Here is a 17,811-nt window from a genome sequence, read left to right on the forward strand (position 1 = left end):
CTGTTAGGCTTGCTATCGAATGTGAGTTTATGGTTGAATGAAGGAAGACTTAATAGAAATGAGGGAGATGCATGAACAAGCTTTTAATGCTATTAATAACAATTACCGTGGCGATCACATTGGCTGCTTGCGGTAACGATGACACTGATACAGAGGAAAGTGAAAAAAAATCTGAAGCTACTACATCCGAACAAGCGCAACAGGAACTAGAGATAACCGAAGAGGAAAAGCTTGCAGAAGACACTTCCGTAGCAATTGTTAATGGAGAAGAAATTAATGGAACTGACTATAACCCAATTTACAGTCAAGTAAAATCAACAATGTATCAATATGGGCAAGATGTAAGTGATTTGAATATGATAAAAAACCAAACTGTTGATATTCTAATTGACCAAGCACTAGTTAAACAGGATGCAGAAGCGAAGGGCATCGAAGTTACGGAAGAGGAAGCTCAAGAAGAATTGAATACGATTAAAGAGTCTGGTAATGAAGAGGACTTTGCTGCATTACTTGAGCAGTATAATATGACAGAAGAAGATTTCAAAAAGCAGCTTATGGATGATTTGCTCACGATTCAGTATGTAGAAGAATTTGATGCTACAGTCTCTGATGAAGAGATACAGGAATACTATGATCAATTGAAAGAGCAAAATGAGGAAATCGGTGAATTAGAAGAAGTGGAAGAACAAATCAGAGAAATACTTGTAAACGAAAAACAAAGCGAGCAGTTACGTGCCAAAGTGGAAGAATTGAAAGAAGGCGCCGAGATAGAAACTGTCTTATAATCCAAAAGAGCATCGCCTATACCAGGGCGATGCTCTTTTCAAATGGTACTTTGATTTATGATTTTGACTTTTAGCATCGCAGAGTTTAAAAAACTGCATATAAGGTAAGAAACTTCGGCGACCGCTCTGGGTGGTGACTCCTGCGGCCTCAGCCAGAAGACCCCCACAGAGTGGTTTTCTCTTCGGGCTGAGGCCCTAAGGTGCGCATCCGCCCGGAGCGATCCCGGACGACAGCAATAGCACACATCTAGTAAATAAGACTAAGTCTTCGCGGTTTATAGTTTTTGTGATAATAGCAATAAATCTTTTAGTAAACAGCCTTTTATATAATAGGACTTATATGATAACATCCAGGACTTTAAAGAATTCCTTCATTTGTTCATCCGTGCCAATCGTAATACGAATATAGTCCTCTACGGATTTTTGCTTGAAATGCCTTACCAAAATACCTTTTTCTTTTAAAGTGGTATACAATTGGCTGGCATTTTGTTCAGGGTGTGTTGTAAAGATGAAATTTGCTTGTGAAGGCAATACAGAAAATCCTCTTCTTTTCATTTCTGTTATCGTCCATTCTCTCGTTTGGATGATTTTTTCTCTTGTCTCATTAAAGTAAGTCACATCTTTTACGGCAGCAATTGCTCCTGTAATTGCCAACCTATCAAGTGTATAGGAGTTAAAAGAATCTTTGATACGTGTCAGTCCTTCAATAAGCTCTGGTTGGCCTAAAGCAAATCCTACTCGAAGCCCTGCTAGTGATCTTGATTTGGACATGGTCTGGATAACAAGTAAATTTTCATAAGAGTCTACTAAGGAAACAGCTGAATCGGATGCAAAGTCAATATATGCTTCATCAACAATGACAACTTGATTTGGGTTATTTTCTAAGATTTCCTTTACAGCTTCAATTCCTAAATAGATGCTTGTAGGTGCGTTCGGATTTGGAAAGATAACTCCACCCTCAGAATGGAAGAAGTTTTCAATAGGGATGGTGAAATCATCGTTAAGCGGTACCAGTTCTGCCTGGATATTGAAAAGTTTGGCATATACAGGATAAAAACTGTAAGATATGTTTGGATATTTTATCTTCCTGTTTGTATCAAAAAATGCCATAAAGGCAAGAGCCAATATTTCGTCAGAGCCGTTCCCGACGAAAATATTGTCTTTTGACAAATCATTAAATGCAGCAATTTCTTCCTTCAGCTGATCAGCAGTTGGTGAAGGGTAGAGATTCAAACCTCGATTTGTTCCCTCTACAATTGCCTTTGTTACCATTTGGGAAGGTGGATACGGATTTTCATTCGTATTCAACTTGATAATATCTGTTCTGTTTATTTGTTCCCCCGGCACATAAGGTTCGCACCGCTTTGCAGCCTCACTCCAAAACTTACTCACGGTTTTGACCTTCCTTTTTTATATGTCTTTTCATTAATTCATTTTTAACATCTGTTAGGGAAATTCCCATAATCTCCATTAATACAAGTGTGTGATAAGTAAGGTCGGAAATTTCACTAGTCGTTTCTTGTTTATCGTTATTTTTCGCACCAATGACTACCTCCGTTGTTTCTTCCCCAACCTTTTTCAGAATTTTATCGATTCCTTTTTCAAAAAGATAAGAAGTATATGCACCATCAACCGGATTAAGGTGGCGATCTTTGATTCTTGTCATAACTTGGTAGACGATATCATGGGATGGTACTTCATTTGTATATAGTTCGTTATGGAAGCAGGTTTCTTCGCCTGTGTGGCAAGCTGGGCCTACTGGCTCAACTTGTACTAAGAGTGCATCTGCATCACAGTCGAAGGTTACTTTTTTAACTTTTTGCTTATTCCCAGATGTTTCGCCTTTGTTCCAAAGTTCCTGCCGCTTTCTTGAGAAGAACCATGTTTCATTTGTTTGGATTGTTTTTAGTAAAGCGTCCTGATTCATATATGCTAAAGTTAAGACGTTTCCTGTGTTAGCATCTTGTACAATTGCAGGGATTAGTCCATCTTCATTAAATTGTAGATTTTCGATATTTATTTCCATTAGTTGTCCCTCCTGACAATGATGTCTTCTTCCTGTAGATATTTCTTTAATTCTGGTATTTTTATCTCATTGTAATGAAAGACAGAAGCTGCAAGTGCTGCGTCGGCGCCTTCCTTTAATACCGAGCTGAAATGTTCTTTATTCCCCGCTCCACCGCTTGCAACAACGGGAATATTCACTGTTTCAGCTATTAATTTAGTCAATGCAAGATTATATCCATCTTTTTCACCATCTGAATCCATTGCATTAATAACAAGTTCACCGGCGCCAAGTTGTTCACCGCGTTTAGCCCATTCAACGGCGTCAATTCCAGTATCGTTACGTCCACCGTTCGTAAAAACATTCCATTTGTTTGGTGCTACTTCTTTTGCATCAATAGATAATACAATGCATTGACTGCCAAACTTGAGAGCAGCATCTTTGATAAGCTGGGGATTGGCTACTGCTGCACTATTAATCGATACTTTATCTGCGCCAGACCGGAGTACCTTATGAATATCTTCCACCGTGCGGATTCCTCCACCAACTGTAAAGGGGATAGCGATTTCCTTTGCAACTTTCTCTACAACATCGAGGAAAATATCTCGTTCTTCATTTGATGCAGTAATGTCATAGAATACAAGTTCATCTGCACCTGCTTCATTGTATCGTTTTGCTAAATCAACAGGATCAGCAACATCCTGGATATTCTGAAACTTCTTCCCTTTTACTACACGGCCTTTATCAACATCTAAACAAGGGACAATTCGCTTAGCCAACATATTGATCACCATCTATTAACTCTTCAAATTTCAATGTTCCATCATACAAGGCTTTGCCGATAATTGCTCCGTACATTTGAAGAGCAGTAAGTTTACTAATGTCTTCTTTTGTTGAAACCCCACCAGATGCAATAACATCCATTGTTGTAGCGTTATTGATGGTTGCGAGCTCTTCAAAGTTTGGTCCTTGCATCATTCCATCTTTTAGGATGTCGGTGTAAACAATCGTCTCCACTCCAAGTGCTTCTAATTCTTCTACTAGGTCAATTGCTTTTACTGTACTTGTTTCTGTCCAACCATCTGTTGCAACGTAGCCATTCCGGGCATCAATGGAAACTGCAATTTTCGAACCATACTTTTCTAATGATTCTTTTAAAAATTGCTTGTTGTTAATGGCGGCTGTCCCAATGATAACGCGTGAAACACCAGCAGATAGGTAATCTTCTATAATATCCAGTGAACGGATTCCGCCACCAACCTGTACAGGAATTTTAGTATTTGCGGCAATCTCCTTAATGGCATCAAGGTTCAGTGAATCCCCTGTTTTAGCACCGTCAAGATCTACCGTATGTATAAATTCCGCTCCTTTTCCCTGCCATTGTGCAGCCATTGCTGTAGGTGAATCCCCGTAGATTTTCTCTTTATTATAATCTCCTTGTGTTAGACGGACACATTTCCCGCCGCGAATATCGATTGCTGGAAATAGAATCATGAAATCATCTCCCCATAGTTTTGTAGTAGTTTAATTCCAATATCACCACTTTTTTCAGGGTGAAATTGCATGCCTGTTACATTGCCTTGCTGAACGATTGCTGGAACAACTCCACCGTATTGTGTACTGCCGACAAGTGAATCTTCTTCAAGTGACCCAACTGCATAGGAATGCACAAAATAAACATAAAAATCATCTGGCAGATTTCTCGTGATTGGATTTTCTTGATGCTTTGTAATTGTATTCCAACCCATATGTGGAACCTTGACACTCTCTTTAATTTTGCTTGCATTTCCTTTAAGTAAACCAAGACCTTCCCAGTCACCATCCTCATAACTTCTTTCATAGAATAGTTGCATTCCTAGACAGATACCGAGAATAGGCTTTCCGGCTGCGACTTCCTGTTTTATAACTTCCGCCAAATTCTGTTCATTGATGGCAACCATGGCATCCTTGAAGGCTCCAACACCTGGAAGAATAATGGAAGAAGCATCCCTTATTACTTGAGGATCATTGGTCACGACAGAATCTTTCTTCAATTTAGCAAGTGCAAATTGTAAACTCTTAATATTTCCCGCGCCGTAATCGATAATTGCGATCATATAAGTTCTCCTTTCTAATTATAGACTCCCCTTTGTTGAAGGAATACCTTTCATTCGAGGGTTTTTCTGTGTTGCTTGATCCAATACCCGGCCAAACCCTTTGAAAATGGACTCAATCATGTGATGCGTATTTTTTCCATATTCAAGATTGATATGGAGGGTTACCTTTGCATTGCTCACAAAGGCTTGGAAAAATTCCTCCACTAGTTCTGTATCAAAATTACCAACCTTATCTTTTAATCCTTCAACATGATAAACAAAATAAGCACGTCCACTGATATCCAAGGAAATGGTTGATAATGCCTCATCCATTGGAGTTGTCACCGTCGCATATCGAGTGATTCCTTTTTTATCACCTAGTGCTTCATTGAATGCCTGTCCAAGAGCAATTCCAATGTCTTCTACCGAGTGATGCTGATCGACTTCCAGATCACCATCACATTTTACATCTAGATTAAATAAACCGTGCTTTGTCATTAAGGTTAACATATGGTCAAAAAATCCAACCCCTGTTTCGATAGAAGAGTTTCCGTCACCATCGATTGTAAAATCAAGCTCAATTGCTGTTTCGCCTGTTTGTCTGCTTACTGCCGCTTTACGCATTTGGTTCATCCTTTCTGATTCGAATGGAATTTGCATGTGCCGTTAATCCTTCTACATTTGCTAGCGTGATTATTGGATCCGCGGCAGTTTGAATTGCTTCTTTGGAATAATGGATGATGCTCGATTTCTTGATGAAATCATAGACACCGAGTGGGGAGGCGAATTTTGCTGTTCCATTCGTTGGTAATGTATGATTTGGGCCTGCAAAATAGTCACCCAATGGCTCTGGTGAATAATTACCGAGGAATATCGCACCTGCATTCTTGATATACTGCAGATTCTCCCCAGGATTTTCAATCATCAATTGTAAATGTTCTGGTGCAATTTCATTAACGATTGTGAAGGCCTCTGATAAGTTAGAAACGACAATAACCTTTCCGTTTTGGTTGATTGATTGCTCGATAATCTCCTTGCGTTCCAGTACGGCAGTTTGTTTTTCTACTTCTAATTTAATTTTCTCTGCTAACGTATTGCTTGTTGTTATACAAATAGAACTGGCAGATTCATCATGTTCCGCTTGAGAAAGTAAATCAGCGGCAACATAGCTTGGTGGTGCTGTTTCATCTGCTACGACGCAAATTTCACTAGGACCTGCAATCATATCAATGGCTACATCGCCGTAAACCCATTTCTTTGCTCGAGCCACATAGGCATTGCCGGGGCCAACAATTTTTGCGACTTTTTTGATCGTTTCGGTTCCATATGCCAAGGCAGCAATTGCCTGTGCGCCCCCAACTTTGTAAATTGTACGAATACCGACTTCCGATGCAGCGACAAGTACATATGGGTTAATTTTTCCATTTGCCTGTGGAGGTGTAGTAATGACAATTTCTTCAACCCCAGCAATCTTGGCTGGGATAACATCCATGAGAACGGATGACGGATAGGCAGCTTTACCACCTGGAATATAGACACCAACTCGATCTAACGGCGTGACCTTTTGTCCAAGCATGATTCCTGGTCCTTTATTCATAAACCAGGATTGTTCTACTTGTGCTATATGAAAAGATTCGATATTTTCTTTTGCCTGTTTCAACGCCGAAAGAAATTCACTGTCCACCAATTCTCTTGCTTCTATAAATTCATCTTCTGAGACGGTTAATGAACTTAATTTTGTTCGGTCAAATTTTTCTGTATAACGAAATAATGCATTGTCACCATCAAGACGTACTTGTTTGATTATTTCTAAAACCGCATTATCCAGTGCTTGTTCACTATTTAGTATAGAAGCCTGATCCTTACTTTCATTCGTAAATTGCTCTGCTGTTACTATTTTCATTTATTATCACTCCAAAGCGGATTTTAATTGACTTATTAGTTGCTGAACTTCAGCAGACTTTGTAGCAAAGCTTGCCTTGTTCACAATCAATCTTGTGCTGATCTGTTCTATATCTTCCAAGACTGTCAGCCCATTTTCTTTAAGCGTGTTACCTGTCTCGACGATATCGACAATATAATCTGCCATACCAATAAGTGGTGCCAATTCGACGGAGCCATTTAGTTTCACGACTTCAATGGATTGCCCTTTTTTATCAAAGTGTTTCTTAGCAATATTGGGATATTTAGTTGCAATGGTTAGATGCCGACTCTGTTCGAGTGCTTGCTCCTCTTTTCCTGCTACAGCAAACTTACATTTTCCAATGCCTAAGTCTAACAATTCATACACATCAGCCTGTGATTCAAGTATATTATCTTTACCAACAATACCGATATCGGCTGCACCTTTATCCACATATGTTGGTACATCGATTGCTTTCACAAAAATGAGTTTAATTGTTCGGTCATCATTATAGAATACAAGTTTCCTGCTTTTCTCATGAAAATCTTTAAAATGGATCCCTGTTTTCTCCAGAAGATCAATCGTGCTTTTGGCCGGGCGACCTTTGGCTAGTGCTAGTGTAATAGATTGCAATTATAAATCCCCCTTTACATCCTCTAGCAACGACGTCATCTCATTCATTTTAGAGAATGGTTGCTTCTTGTCATTACTGATTAATGTATTCTCCTTGGTATCATAAACTACTATATGTCTAGAAGTTAGCTCTTTTAAGCTACTAGTCTCCCTAGAAAATGTTAAGACTTGGTAGTTTCTATTTCGCAGTTCGGATGCTGCAGTTAAAGCTTCCTTTTGCTTTTCTTTTGTATAATAAACGATGACATCGATAGCCTGGTCTCCAGAGGTTGCTCTCCCTTGCTGTTCGATAGCCAACAGCAAGAGGTCAACTTCAATTGCAAAGCCGATAGCAGGCATTGCATTGTCGAATTGTTTACCAAGATTGTCATATCTGCCACCCATTACTACGGGTTGACCAATTTTATCAACAAACCCTTGGAAAATAACCCCCGAGTAATAATTCATATTATTGATTAATCCCAGATTGAAAGCAATATAATCTTCTACGCCGTAATCTTCTAGAACTTTATAAACATCGATTAGATTTTGCAGGACAAGTTGCATTTGGTTACTTAAAATACTTTTTTCTGCTTGCTGGATAACAGTAGCAGGTTCGCCATATAACATTGGAATGGACTGGATAGCAGCTTTCAATTCCCTCTTAATCGGTAAATCGTTTAGTAGAAGTTCAATTTCCGCTAAATTTTTCGATTGAATGAGTGTTTGCAAATGGTCTAATTCCTGCTCGGATAAAGCAGCCTGCTGAACCAGTTCCTTAAAGAACCCTGCATGGCCAATTTCAATCTTGAAATTCTTGAAACCGAGATCCTTTAATGTATGGACTGCCAGCATTATTACTTCTGAGTCTGCCTCTGGAGTATTTTCACCGAAAAATTCGACTCCCGCCTGTGTGCTTTCTTTCTGATTAGGAAGTCCTGCAGCCTGGCGGAATACATCCAGTACGTAAAATAAACGCTGGTTAAAGTCATTGGAATTCTGATTTGCTGCTGTTATTCTTGTGATAGGGATAGTAACATCAGGACGCAGAACGAGTACTTCTCCGGTATTATCAATGACTTTGATCATTTCATCTTTATTTACAGTCCCGATAATATCGGAATACATATCATAGTATTCAAATGTCTGAGTCCGTACTTGTCTATAGCCATATGTAGTAAAGCGATTTTTTAATGTAGCAATTAACTCATCTCGCATTTGAAAGTCTTCCACATTTTTGTTTCTGTTCGTGTCGGTATCATATCTTTGCATTCATAAAACTCCTTTTTAGAGGTTGTTCATCCTTTTACAACTCTTTATCAATTTATCGCTTTATCACTTTAACTAAGTAAAGTTATTTAGTATTATAATAATATCACGAAATAAAGTCAACCGGAAGGGGAATATAAAATATGTTTGATTATCATATTCACAGCAAGTTTTCAAGCGATTGTAATACTGCTATGGAGACAACGATTGAAAAGGCTATTAACATTGGTCTGGAGGAGATTTGCTTTACGGAGCATATTGATTATGACTATCCCGATAAAGATTGGATATTTGAGTTTGATTTAAATCAATATGATAGGAAAATAAAGGAAATGAAGGAGAAATATGACCAACAGATTCACATCAAAAAGGGTGTGGAAATTGGGGTGCAGCCACATCTAGCGACAAAGCATAAAAAGTTTATGGAAGAAGAGACATTCGACTTTGTTATCTGTTCCATGCATGCAACAGAGGGGAAAGATTTACACTCCGGGGAATTTTTCAACGGGAAAACGGTGGAAGAAGCCTATGGGGTATATTATCAGGAGCTATATGAATGCATAAAGGACTTTAAGGATTTTAGTGTGTTGGGGCATATTGATCTTGTCAAACGGTACACAAAAGAGAAGAGTAAAGAGAACTTTCATGACATCATAGGGGATATTTTTAAAGAAATCATCCCAGAAGGAAAGGGAATCGAGTTAAATACATCCGGCTTCAGGTATGGTCTTGAAAGCGGTATGCCAAGTACAGATATTCTTAAGCTATATAAAGAATGCGGTGGGGAAATTATCACGCTCGGATCAGACTCTCATGTGGAAACAACACTGGCATATCAATTTACGGAGTCATTGGTATTACTGCAATCGATAGGATTGAACTATATCGCAACATATCAAGATGGTGAACCGGTATTTCATCCAATACGTACATTATTAAAATAACCAACGAATAAGAAATTTATATGAACTTTCGATTATTACACCTCTAAGAAATGTTCCAAAATGGTATACTAATGGTACATTAGTAAATAGGCCGGTGTATTTAATGAATTATATTAAAAAACTTTTCTTAATTATAATAGGTTCGATTTCCTTATTTTTTGGGGTTTTAGGGATATTTCTCCCATTATTGCCAACAACTCCACTGCTACTGTTGGCAGCGGCATGTTATGTTCGGAGTTCTGAAAAACTATATACATGGTTGATAACGAATAAATATTTTGGTTCCTATATTTTAAACTATAGGAATGGTAAAGGGATTCCATTGAAAGCTAAAATTATCGGGGTAACCTTATTATGGATTTCCTTGCTTTATACAATCATATTTGTCATACCTTTACTGATTGTGAAAGTACTGTTATTTTTAACAGGTTCTTATTTCACATGGTTTATTCTTAAACAAAAAACTTTGCAAAAAACGGTATAAATGAGGGTTGCTTCTTGGGAAACAAACATATTATAACTATGGTGACAACATCTATGCTCGTCTTTGGGGTCGTCGGCGTCCTATACATGCCAAATAAGACGAAATCTGAATTTTACTATGGGGAGCCAACTGTATTTATCCATGGTTATAAAGGAACAGTGAATTCATTTGGATCAATGCTCCATCGTTTCGAGAAAAAATATGGATGGGGAAATAAAGGCTTGGTTTATTACGTTTCCAAAGAAGGTAGAATACGTGATTATAATTTGAATAGAGGGAGGAATGCTCCAACCTTTGTTCAAATCATCCTTGAAAATAACCGAGCAAATTTTGCGGATAGTACAGAATGGGTTTCATCTGTTCTTCATCATATGAAGGAAAAATATCAAATGGAGTCCGTAAATATAGTAGGACATTCCATGGGTGGTATAATAGCCTTGAAATATGCGACTGAGAGTGCAGGAAACGATTATCCTAAAGTAAATAAATTAATTACTATCGGCAGTCCTTTTGATGGAATTTACAGTGAAGAATATTTCAGGCTTCACAGGGATCCAGCGGCAATAGATTTAAAACCTGACTCACTTGCACTTCAACTGTTGAGAGAAGGTACATTTCCTTCAGATATCGATGTATTAAATATAGGGAGTACAGGAGATGTGGTCGCAACCCCAAAAAGTGTGCAGGCATTACGAATGATTATACCGTCAGGGAACTTTCATGAGATTATGATTGAAAATGAAAAATTGGGTCATAGTGCATTACATGAAAATAAAGAAGTAGATAAAATGATACATTCTTTTTTGTGGCAAGATGATGGGTAATAACTTACAATAGATAAAGATTAATGATAAAGAAATCACCATCCAAATTTAGGTGATTTTTTTCACTATCTGTGCAACTTTTTGACAACTACTACTTGAATAACTTTTTAAAAGGAATGATATGCGTGTTAACGAATCATCATATGTACGATAAATTAATACAGATAACTGCGAAGAGTAATGTGATGATGAATGAGCTCTTAAAAGATCATACGTATACTCGTTTAGGTGGGAAAGCCGATTTTTATGTAACACCTGAGACTTACAACCAAGTACAAGATATTATAAAATTAGCCAATCGAGAAAATATTGCTTTTACCATGCTTGGAAATGGTTCAAACCTAATTGTCAAAGATGGCGGTATTCGTGGGATTGTAATGAATCTGCAAAAGCTCGCAGATATAAAGACGGTCGGTAATACGATGATTGCCGGTAGCGGGGCGCGAATCATTGATGTTTCCCGAGAAGCTCTGAAAGAGAAGCTTGCCGGCTTGGAATTTGCTTGTGGAATACCAGGATCTGTTGGTGGAGCCCTATTCATGAATGCTGGTGCATATGGCGGCGAGATTAAAGATGTTCTCAAAAGCACTGTCGTAGTTAACCGTGAAGGTGAGATTCTAACGTTGACTGCCGATCAGTTGGATTTGGATTATCGTACGAGTAACATACCTGATAATGGCTATATTGTTCTGGAAGCGACTTTCACACTCGAGCATGGGGATTATGATGCAATTAAGGGAATCATGGATGATTTGACCAATCGCCGTGAAACAAAGCAGCCACTTGAATACCCCTCCTGTGGAAGTGTGTTTAAACGTCCGCCAGGCTATTTTGCTGGGAAATTGATCCAGGATAGTGAGCTTCAAGGTAAACAGATTGGTGGTGCACAGGTGTCGCTTAAACATGCAGGCTTTATTGTTAATAGAGACAATGCGACAGCAAAGGAATACATTGCTCTCATTCATTTTGTGCAAGATACTGTAAAAGAGCGATTTGATATCAATCTGGAGCGAGAAGTTAAGATAATTGGTGAAGATTAGGCAGAATAACGAATACGCTGTGAACACTCTTCGTGAGTGTCCACAGCGTATTTTTGCTAAACGCGGAATAAAGATGATATGCGCGGAATAAAGTCACGAATTCGCGGAAAAGCATAAGCTAAATGCACTCCCATCATGGGAAAGTGAAGCAACAAAAATTATTTCCTAAACCGATGCAAGAATTCTTGCAAGCGTTCATTTGTCGAATGTTCAATAACTTGGCTTGCTGTTCCTTGCTCAGCAATGACACCTTCATCAAGGAACAGAACCTTATCAGCTATATCCAGAGCAAAGTCCATTTCATGTGTAACAAGAACCATTGCCATGTCATCGTTTTTGGCGATATCACGGATGACCTCAAGAACTTCTCCAACTAATTCTGGATCAAGTGCAGAAGTTACTTCATCAAATAACATAATTTTAGGGCGCATAACCAATGCACGAGCCATTGCAACACGTTGTTTTTGACCACCCGAAAGCTGACTTGGATAGTTATTTAGTTTATCACCTAGTCCAACCCTGTCGAGCATCTGAATGGAACGGTCACGTACTTCTTCCTTGGCTTCTTTTTTTACATGAATTGGTGCAGTCATACAGTTTTCCAATATTGTCATATGTGGGAAAAGATTAAAGTGCTGGAATACCATGCCGATATCCCCACGTATTTCCCTTAAATGTTTTTCATTTGCTCGAACCATTTGACCTTTCTTTTCCATTTTCCATAGGTTGGTACCACCAACGATAATATCACCAGACGTGGGTTCTTCCAATGTCATCAGCATCCGAATAATCGTTGTCTTCCCAGAACCACTTGGTCCAATAACTGCTACTTTTTCTGCTGAATTAATATCCAAATTGATTCCTTTCAAGACTTGTGTATCGCCAAAGGATTTATGAACATCCTGAAATTTTACTATTGGTTCAGTCATTACATCACTGCTCCTTTTTAATTACCTTTTATAGTCGCATTCTTGTCAAAGCGCGTATTCATTTTTATTTCTAACTTTCTAATTAGGACTGCAGATGGATAGCTTAGTAATAAGAATATGATCCCAACGATTGTTAATGGCTCCAGGTATGCCCAGTTTTGTGCGCCGTAACTGTTAGCCATTAGCATTATACCAGCGACACCTATTATTGATGCAAGTGGCACCTCTTTAAACATAATAATAAAGTAGTTTCCAAGCATGGGAATAGTGGGTGGTAATGCTTGTGGTAAAATGACCTTTTTCCATTTATCAATTGTCGTAAAATTCAATGCTCTAGATGCTTCCCATTGACCCTTATCAACACTTTCAATACCAGAACGATAGATTTCCCCTATATATGTACTGAAATGAATCCCTAGGCCGATTACTGCACTTGTGAATGGGCTTAAGGTTACCCCAATCCCTGGTATCATAGGCCATGCGTAATAAATAAAAAACAACTGAACGAGGGGAGGTGTCGAGCGAATGAATTCCATGATCCATGTAACAACAAAGTGAAATACCTTATTTGGCAATCTGCGCAAGAATGTCCAGACAAAACCAAATAGAAGAGCAAATAAATAGGATGCAATCGTCAGTCCAACCGTGTAGCCTAAACCTTGCAAGACAAATGGTAAGGCATCCAGAAATGTATCCCAACTCCAATACGTAGAATTCATTTTAGCTAGCAACTCCTTTCTTGGAAATGCTTTCTCCTTTTCTTGTTAACCAAATCAATGGAAGTGCAATGATAAAGTAGAAAACAAGTACTAGGAAATAGACAAGTGGTGCTTGTGAGAGATTGGAACTTCTTATAATATCTCCATGATATAAGATGTCGTTCATACCGATTAAGGAGACTAAGGACGTACCTTTTAATATTTGAATCGTATAATTACCGAACTCAGGCAGCATCATACGTACTGCTTGAGGGAAAATAATCAGTCTCATCCGCTGAAAACTTGACATGTTGAGAGCTGTTGCAGCTTCCGTTTGGCCTTTTGCTACAGATAGAATCGAGCCACGGACAACTTCTGAAAGGTATGCACCATAATTCAATCCGATTGCAATGACACCAATCCACCAATTGGAACCGAGTTCTATTCCAAAGAGCATCGGGACGGCGTAGAAAAGCCAAAATAACTGAACAATTAAGGAGGTTCCACGAAATACTTCAACATAAAAACCGGTGAATTTTCGAATGAAAATGTTTTTGGAAAGACGGCATAATCCAGCAATAAATGCCATTAGATAAGCAAAGACCGCTGAGGCAAGAAGTACACTTATTGTAATGCCCAGACCCCTAGAGAGTTGTGGTACAATCTCAATTATCGCATTAATCGTAATCACTCCTTCATTAATTTATTGTTTATATATAATGTTTATGTAAGGCATCATTTCTCTAACCTTGAAAAAAATAGGGTCAGTCCCCTGGGTGAGGGAACCGAACCCTATGGAGTCATCATTTCATGGTTAATATTTCAGTGTTTACGCTTCACCATTACAAATTTGTTCTGTTGTTATTGTATCAACAGGGACAAAGTTGCTTTCTCCACTGAAACCGTTAGCTTCTAATAGTTCAGAAATTGTTCCGTCTTCTTTCAATTCTGCTAGTTTCTCGTTGTAAGCGTCACGTAATTCGGTATTTTCAAGACTGAATGCTGCTGCACCAAAACTTGGCACTCCCTGAATATCTGGTTGTTCAAATGATTCAACGAATTCCAACTCATCGGTATTAGCTGACTCTAACGCCATCTTAACTGTCATTTCCGTACCTGTTGTCGCATCGGCACGACCAGATTGTACGGCAGAGAATGTTGCTGGAATATCTGGTGCGGTTTGAATTTGATCCTCACTAACACCTTCTGATTTCAAGAATTCAATTTCTGTAGCACCTTCCATAACGATTACTGATACATCCGGATTATTTGCTATGTCTTCATAGCTTTCTAACCCTTGTGGATTTCCAGCTTCAACGATAAGTCCTTCCCCATATTGCATCGTTGGTTCACTGAATGCTGCATTTTCGCAACGATCCGGATTAATCGCCATACCAGCAGTAACAACATCAAATTGTCCTGCCTGTACACCGGGGATTAATTGACCGAAGTCAGCCAGTTGAGAATTCATTTCCTCAATACCAAGCTCTGCAAATACTGCTTGTGCAATATCTACCGAAGCCCCTTTCAGTTCCCCATCTCTCTCATATGCATATGGTTCTTCATTGGCAAAACCAATCGTAACGGAACCTGCTTCCTGTAATTCTTCGAGTTTGCTATCGCTTTCACTGGATTCTGATTCAGCGTTTGAATCACCCTCGTCAGATCCACAAGCAGCTAGAAGTACGAGCATGGATGCGAAAAATAATGTAATTAATAATTTTTTCAAAACTAAAGACCTCCCTTTGTATTGTAGTGCGTGTAAACTATAATTCTCTCTATTGGTGACTTTTTACTAGGTATATATCACCGTATATTGCCTGAAAAAAAAGAATGAAAGAATTAAGGTTCCAACATTCATAAGATAATGTTATAGAATTTTAAATTTTCCTTCAAGTTCTGTATCTTTTGATAACTTGCAATTTACCTCCATATTCCTTGTTTAAACTACATAGACTCGAAGAAACAGAAAGATAATCCGAAATATTGCCGAATGCTCTTGGATACACCAAATTCAGTGTAGGAAGTATGACGAGAATTTAAAAACGATTGAAAAGGTAGAAGTTGTGGTTTAATCTATATATAAAGAATAATCCATATAGATGAAGCAAAGTGGGGTTTTAATTAATGGGGACTTATTTAACTGTAGGCATAGTATCATTGGTTTTTGTAGGAATGGTTGTCGCACTTTCACTTGTTACTTTGTCAAAAGGTTACGGATACAAGCATTCCGTCGATTCATTACCAGATAACGATAAAGAGGAAGATATTGAAAATGGAGATAATAAAAAGCAAGAATAACAGTTAGGTAATCCTACCTAATTTTTGGAAGGTGAGATCCGCGCCACAGATTTGGCGATAGGAAACTAGGGACAAAACCCCCGCGCATGGGCGGAGAAGTCTCCGTAGGATTTATGCAGATTAGAAAGTTTATCCCTTCCTACCTGGATAAAAAGATCGCACTTTTTATTAGTGCGATCTTTTTGTCTCCAATGGTTCGATGATTGCTTCAATTTTCTTGCGCTGTCCTTCTAAGTATGGAGGTAGTGCCAAGGATTCTCCGAGATCTTCAAATTCTTCATCGGTTACAAAACCAGGGCCATCTGTTGCAAGTTCAAACATTATTCCATTTGGATCTCTAAAATATAAGGATCTAAAGTAAAAACGGTCTACCATACCGGAATTTGGCAGTTGAATTTCTTCCAGGCGATCTTTCCATTTTGTTAATTCTTCCCTATCTTTGACACGAAATGCCACATGATGAACACTTCCGCGTCCAGGTCTCTCCTGAGGAAGGTCTTTTCTTTCTTCCAGATGAACCTCTGCACCTGTTCCACCATCGCCAGTTGAGAATACAAGAATATCGGGTTGATTAGCAATGTCAGAGGGATAACTGCCCACCTGCTTGAATGTCAAAAGTTTAGTTAATATGTTCACGGTTGGTTCAGGCTTACGCACAGTTAATTTCGAAGGTCCAAGGCCAATAATTCCTTTATCTATGGGAACAGGACTACGATCCCAAACCTTCCCACCTGCAACTCCACTATTGTTCTCATCAGAAACGAGTGTCAACCGTTGTTGTTCTGGATCGCGGAAATGAATTACTTTACGTTCTCCTTGCATTGTAATACCATCGTGATCTACATTATGGTTGGTTAAACGTTCCTGCCAATATTCCAATGCTTTGTTATCCGGAACACGTAGCGAAGTTGATGATATGCTACCAACTCCTGGATGTGTGGCTCCTGCATTAGGTATTTCAAAGAATGTCAAATCGGTACCCGGATTCCCTGCTTCATCCGCATAAAACAAGTGATACATTGATGTATCGTCCTGATTTACCGTTTTTTTAACAAGTCGCATACCAAGGACTTCTGTATAAAAATGGAAATTATCTTTCGCGTTTTTTGTAATAGCAGATACATGATGAATACCTATTATTTCCATGAGTTTTCCTCCTAAAAATATCAAACACCTTTTAATTGTGTATTTTAACGATACCAAAGGTGTATTTTTGAACATCCTCTTTAATTAAATATAAATTGATTATAGACTTAATTAGGTGTATTGTCCAAGTTGTAACTTGAAATTATAATGCTATCTTTTCACTGAGAGGAAGGGCGAATACCACTTTGGAGTTGGCGAAGACTCAAGTCAAAGGTCATTTGTAAGTGGGGATAATCTCTAAAGTTTCTAAAGTCTCCACCCCATTCAAAGCCTAACTCCTTTGCAATGTCAGCAACTTCAAACCAATCAGACTTTCCGTTATTATTGCCATCATATTGGACGTCCCAGATGATTTTGGCTGCTTCGTTTTCCAGGGCATAATCAATCGCCAATCCATAGTTATGATATGATTCACCGCCTCTAGCATTTGTTACAATATTACCGTCAGTCGTTCTTCCTTGTTCATATAATTGATCTTGCTCTTCAAACGTACGTATCTCTTCTGTAATAACGATGTTAATGTTAATATCGGAAACTTGTTCAACTAGAATATTTTTTCTTTCTTCTACGATGGGATGGAGTTCTGTAGGCATTGGAGCATTCGTCCCTAAATGTAAATAGTCTTCATCTTCCAGCTGGTTATATAGAAAGAATAGTATGACCAGAAATATAATCAAAATGATCCATATTACTAATGTGCCGGTGGAACCTTTCATAGAATAGCTTACTCCTTTAAATTGGATATACGTTCATCATAACATTTTAGAAGGAGTCCGCGCACGTGTAGGAAGAGAAA

General features: G+C 38.5%; 21 protein-coding genes. 6 read left to right on the plus strand and 15 right to left on the minus strand.

The window, feature by feature from the left end:
- Positions 1 to 71: 71 nt before the first annotated feature.
- Positions 72 to 785 carry a SurA N-terminal domain-containing protein gene (locus BV906_RS15125; RefSeq protein ID WP_087974466.1) on the plus strand — a complete coding sequence of 238 codons (714 nt, stop codon included), beginning with the start codon at positions 72 to 74 and terminating at the stop codon, positions 783 to 785.
- Positions 786 to 1,121: 336 nt separating this feature from the next.
- Here BV906_RS15125 and hisC read toward each other — a convergent pair whose 3' ends face one another.
- The 9 genes from hisC to hisZ are packed head-to-tail and all read right to left on the minus strand — an operon-like array spanning position 1,122 to position 8,652.
- Positions 1,122 to 2,177, minus strand: a complete 1,056-nt coding sequence (gene hisC / locus BV906_RS15130; protein ID WP_087974467.1) for a histidinol-phosphate transaminase — start codon at positions 2,175 to 2,177, stop codon at positions 1,122 to 1,124.
- Complete coding sequence (hisIE, locus tag BV906_RS15135) at positions 2,170 to 2,811, minus strand: bifunctional phosphoribosyl-AMP cyclohydrolase/phosphoribosyl-ATP diphosphatase HisIE (protein WP_087974468.1); 642 nt, start codon at positions 2,809 to 2,811, stop codon at positions 2,170 to 2,172. Before hisIE ends, hisC begins: the two co-directional genes overlap by 8 nt.
- On the minus strand, positions 2,811 to 3,572 hold the full coding sequence (gene hisF / locus BV906_RS15140) for an imidazole glycerol phosphate synthase subunit HisF (RefSeq protein WP_087974554.1): 762 nt from the start codon (positions 3,570 to 3,572) through the stop codon (positions 2,811 to 2,813). The genes hisIE and hisF overlap by 1 nt, the downstream gene beginning before the upstream one ends.
- Positions 3,562 to 4,284 carry a 1-(5-phosphoribosyl)-5-[(5-phosphoribosylamino)methylideneamino]imidazole-4-carboxamide isomerase gene (gene hisA / locus BV906_RS15145; RefSeq protein ID WP_087974469.1) on the minus strand — a complete coding sequence of 241 codons (723 nt, stop codon included), beginning with the start codon at positions 4,282 to 4,284 and terminating at the stop codon, positions 3,562 to 3,564. Before hisA ends, hisF begins: the two co-directional genes overlap by 11 nt.
- The gene (gene hisH / locus BV906_RS15150) at positions 4,281 to 4,886 is read right to left on the minus strand and encodes an imidazole glycerol phosphate synthase subunit HisH (RefSeq protein WP_087974470.1); all 606 of its coding nucleotides are present in this window, start codon (positions 4,884 to 4,886) and stop codon (positions 4,281 to 4,283) included. The genes hisA and hisH overlap by 4 nt, the downstream gene beginning before the upstream one ends.
- A gap of 18 nt (positions 4,887 to 4,904) precedes the next feature.
- On the minus strand, positions 4,905 to 5,489 hold the full coding sequence (hisB, locus tag BV906_RS15155; RefSeq protein ID WP_087974471.1) for an imidazoleglycerol-phosphate dehydratase HisB: 585 nt from the start codon (positions 5,487 to 5,489) through the stop codon (positions 4,905 to 4,907).
- Complete coding sequence (gene hisD, locus BV906_RS15160) at positions 5,482 to 6,768, minus strand: histidinol dehydrogenase (protein ID WP_087974472.1); 1,287 nt, start codon at positions 6,766 to 6,768, stop codon at positions 5,482 to 5,484. Before hisD ends, hisB begins: the two co-directional genes overlap by 8 nt.
- A gap of 6 nt (positions 6,769 to 6,774) precedes the next feature.
- Positions 6,775 to 7,401, minus strand: coding sequence for an ATP phosphoribosyltransferase (gene hisG, locus BV906_RS15165; protein WP_087974473.1), 627 nt, complete (start codon positions 7,399 to 7,401; stop codon positions 6,775 to 6,777).
- Entirely contained in the window at positions 7,402 to 8,652 is a 1,251-nt protein-coding gene (gene hisZ / locus BV906_RS15170; protein ID WP_087974474.1) for an ATP phosphoribosyltransferase regulatory subunit, read from the minus strand. It abuts the gene before it with no gap.
- Positions 8,653 to 8,792: 140 nt separating this feature from the next.
- Here hisZ and BV906_RS15175 point away from each other — a divergent pair, with 140 nt between their 5' ends.
- From BV906_RS15175 to murB, 4 genes are all read left to right on the plus strand, one after another.
- Complete coding sequence (locus BV906_RS15175) at positions 8,793 to 9,593, plus strand: histidinol-phosphatase HisJ family protein (RefSeq protein ID WP_087974475.1); 801 nt, start codon at positions 8,793 to 8,795, stop codon at positions 9,591 to 9,593.
- A gap of 103 nt (positions 9,594 to 9,696) precedes the next feature.
- Entirely contained in the window at positions 9,697 to 10,077 is a 381-nt protein-coding gene (locus BV906_RS15180; RefSeq protein ID WP_087974476.1) for a YbaN family protein, read from the plus strand.
- A 14-nt stretch (positions 10,078 to 10,091) separates the two neighbouring features.
- Positions 10,092 to 10,901: an alpha/beta fold hydrolase gene (locus BV906_RS15185; RefSeq protein WP_245844199.1), complete on the plus strand. Its 810-nt coding sequence runs from the start codon at positions 10,092 to 10,094 to the stop codon at positions 10,899 to 10,901.
- 116 nt (positions 10,902 to 11,017) lie between these two features.
- The gene (murB, locus tag BV906_RS15190; RefSeq protein WP_425435201.1) at positions 11,018 to 11,941 is read left to right on the plus strand and encodes a UDP-N-acetylmuramate dehydrogenase; all 924 of its coding nucleotides are present in this window, start codon (positions 11,018 to 11,020) and stop codon (positions 11,939 to 11,941) included.
- 158 nt (positions 11,942 to 12,099) lie between these two features.
- Here the strand turns inward: murB and ehuA are convergent, their stop codons facing one another.
- The 4 genes from ehuA to ehuB all read right to left on the minus strand — a co-directional run bounded on the left by ehuA (position 12,100) and on the right by ehuB (position 15,297).
- Positions 12,100 to 12,870, minus strand: coding sequence for an ectoine/hydroxyectoine ABC transporter ATP-binding protein EhuA (ehuA, locus tag BV906_RS15195; RefSeq protein WP_087974478.1), 771 nt, complete (start codon positions 12,868 to 12,870; stop codon positions 12,100 to 12,102).
- A 17-nt stretch (positions 12,871 to 12,887) separates the two neighbouring features.
- Positions 12,888 to 13,589, minus strand: coding sequence for an ectoine/hydroxyectoine ABC transporter permease subunit EhuD (ehuD, locus tag BV906_RS15200; protein ID WP_087974479.1), 702 nt, complete (start codon positions 13,587 to 13,589; stop codon positions 12,888 to 12,890).
- A 1-nt stretch (position 13,590) separates the two neighbouring features.
- A complete protein-coding gene (locus BV906_RS15205; RefSeq protein WP_087974556.1) occupies positions 13,591 to 14,250 on the minus strand; it encodes an amino acid ABC transporter permease in 660 nt (219 codons plus the stop codon).
- A gap of 147 nt (positions 14,251 to 14,397) precedes the next feature.
- Positions 14,398 to 15,297 (minus strand): ectoine/hydroxyectoine ABC transporter substrate-binding protein EhuB, encoded by a 900-nt coding sequence (ehuB, locus tag BV906_RS15210; protein ID WP_087974480.1) that lies wholly within the window; start codon positions 15,295 to 15,297, stop codon positions 14,398 to 14,400.
- 398 nt (positions 15,298 to 15,695) lie between these two features.
- Here ehuB and ytzI point away from each other — a divergent pair, with 398 nt between their 5' ends.
- Positions 15,696 to 15,869: a YtzI protein gene (ytzI, locus tag BV906_RS15215; protein WP_087974481.1), complete on the plus strand. Its 174-nt coding sequence runs from the start codon at positions 15,696 to 15,698 to the stop codon at positions 15,867 to 15,869.
- Between the two features lie 168 nt (positions 15,870 to 16,037).
- Here the strand turns inward: ytzI and BV906_RS15220 are convergent, their stop codons facing one another.
- The gene (locus BV906_RS15220) at positions 16,038 to 17,015 is read right to left on the minus strand and encodes a ring-cleaving dioxygenase (protein ID WP_087974482.1); all 978 of its coding nucleotides are present in this window, start codon (positions 17,013 to 17,015) and stop codon (positions 16,038 to 16,040) included.
- A gap of 158 nt (positions 17,016 to 17,173) precedes the next feature.
- A complete protein-coding gene (locus BV906_RS15225) occupies positions 17,174 to 17,731 on the minus strand; it encodes a M15 family metallopeptidase (RefSeq protein WP_087974483.1) in 558 nt (185 codons plus the stop codon).
- Positions 17,732 to 17,811 lie beyond the last annotated feature (80 nt).

The sequence above is a fragment of the Oceanobacillus rekensis genome (assembly GCF_002153375.1).
GTDB classification, from domain to species: Bacteria; Bacillota; Bacilli; order Bacillales; family Amphibacillaceae; genus Oceanobacillus; species Oceanobacillus rekensis.

What these genes read in the sequence shown, in the direction of transcription:
- BV906_RS15125 (WP_087974466.1), top strand. Translation starts at nt 72, where the DNA reads ATGAACAAGCTTTTAATGCTATTAATAACAATTACCGTGGCGATCACA.
- hisIE (WP_087974468.1), bottom strand. Translation starts at nt 2,811, where the DNA reads ATGGAAATAAATATCGAAAATCTACAATTTAATGAAGATGGACTAATC.
- hisF (WP_087974554.1), bottom strand. Translation starts at nt 3,572, where the DNA reads ATGTTGGCTAAGCGAATTGTCCCTTGTTTAGATGTTGATAAAGGCCGT.
- hisA (WP_087974469.1), bottom strand. Translation starts at nt 4,284, where the DNA reads ATGATTCTATTTCCAGCAATCGATATTCGCGGCGGGAAATGTGTCCGT.
- hisH (WP_087974470.1), bottom strand. Translation starts at nt 4,886, where the DNA reads ATGATCGCAATTATCGATTACGGCGCGGGAAATATTAAGAGTTTACAA.
- hisB (WP_087974471.1), bottom strand. Translation starts at nt 5,489, where the DNA reads ATGCGTAAAGCGGCAGTAAGCAGACAAACAGGCGAAACAGCAATTGAG.
- hisD (WP_087974472.1), bottom strand. Translation starts at nt 6,768, where the DNA reads ATGAAAATAGTAACAGCAGAGCAATTTACGAATGAAAGTAAGGATCAG.
- hisZ (WP_087974474.1), bottom strand. Translation starts at nt 8,652, where the DNA reads ATGCAAAGATATGATACCGACACGAACAGAAACAAAAATGTGGAAGAC.
- BV906_RS15175 (WP_087974475.1), top strand. Translation starts at nt 8,793, where the DNA reads ATGTTTGATTATCATATTCACAGCAAGTTTTCAAGCGATTGTAATACT.
- BV906_RS15180 (WP_087974476.1), top strand. Translation starts at nt 9,697, where the DNA reads ATGAATTATATTAAAAAACTTTTCTTAATTATAATAGGTTCGATTTCC.
- murB (WP_425435201.1), top strand. Translation starts at nt 11,018, where the DNA reads ATGATATGCGTGTTAACGAATCATCATATGTACGATAAATTAATACAG.
- ehuA (WP_087974478.1), bottom strand. Translation starts at nt 12,870, where the DNA reads ATGACTGAACCAATAGTAAAATTTCAGGATGTTCATAAATCCTTTGGC.
- ehuD (WP_087974479.1), bottom strand. Translation starts at nt 13,589, where the DNA reads ATGAATTCTACGTATTGGAGTTGGGATACATTTCTGGATGCCTTACCA.
- ytzI (WP_087974481.1), top strand. Translation starts at nt 15,696, where the DNA reads ATGGGGACTTATTTAACTGTAGGCATAGTATCATTGGTTTTTGTAGGA.
- BV906_RS15220 (WP_087974482.1), bottom strand. Translation starts at nt 17,015, where the DNA reads ATGGAAATAATAGGTATTCATCATGTATCTGCTATTACAAAAAACGCG.
- BV906_RS15225 (WP_087974483.1), bottom strand. Translation starts at nt 17,731, where the DNA reads ATGAAAGGTTCCACCGGCACATTAGTAATATGGATCATTTTGATTATA.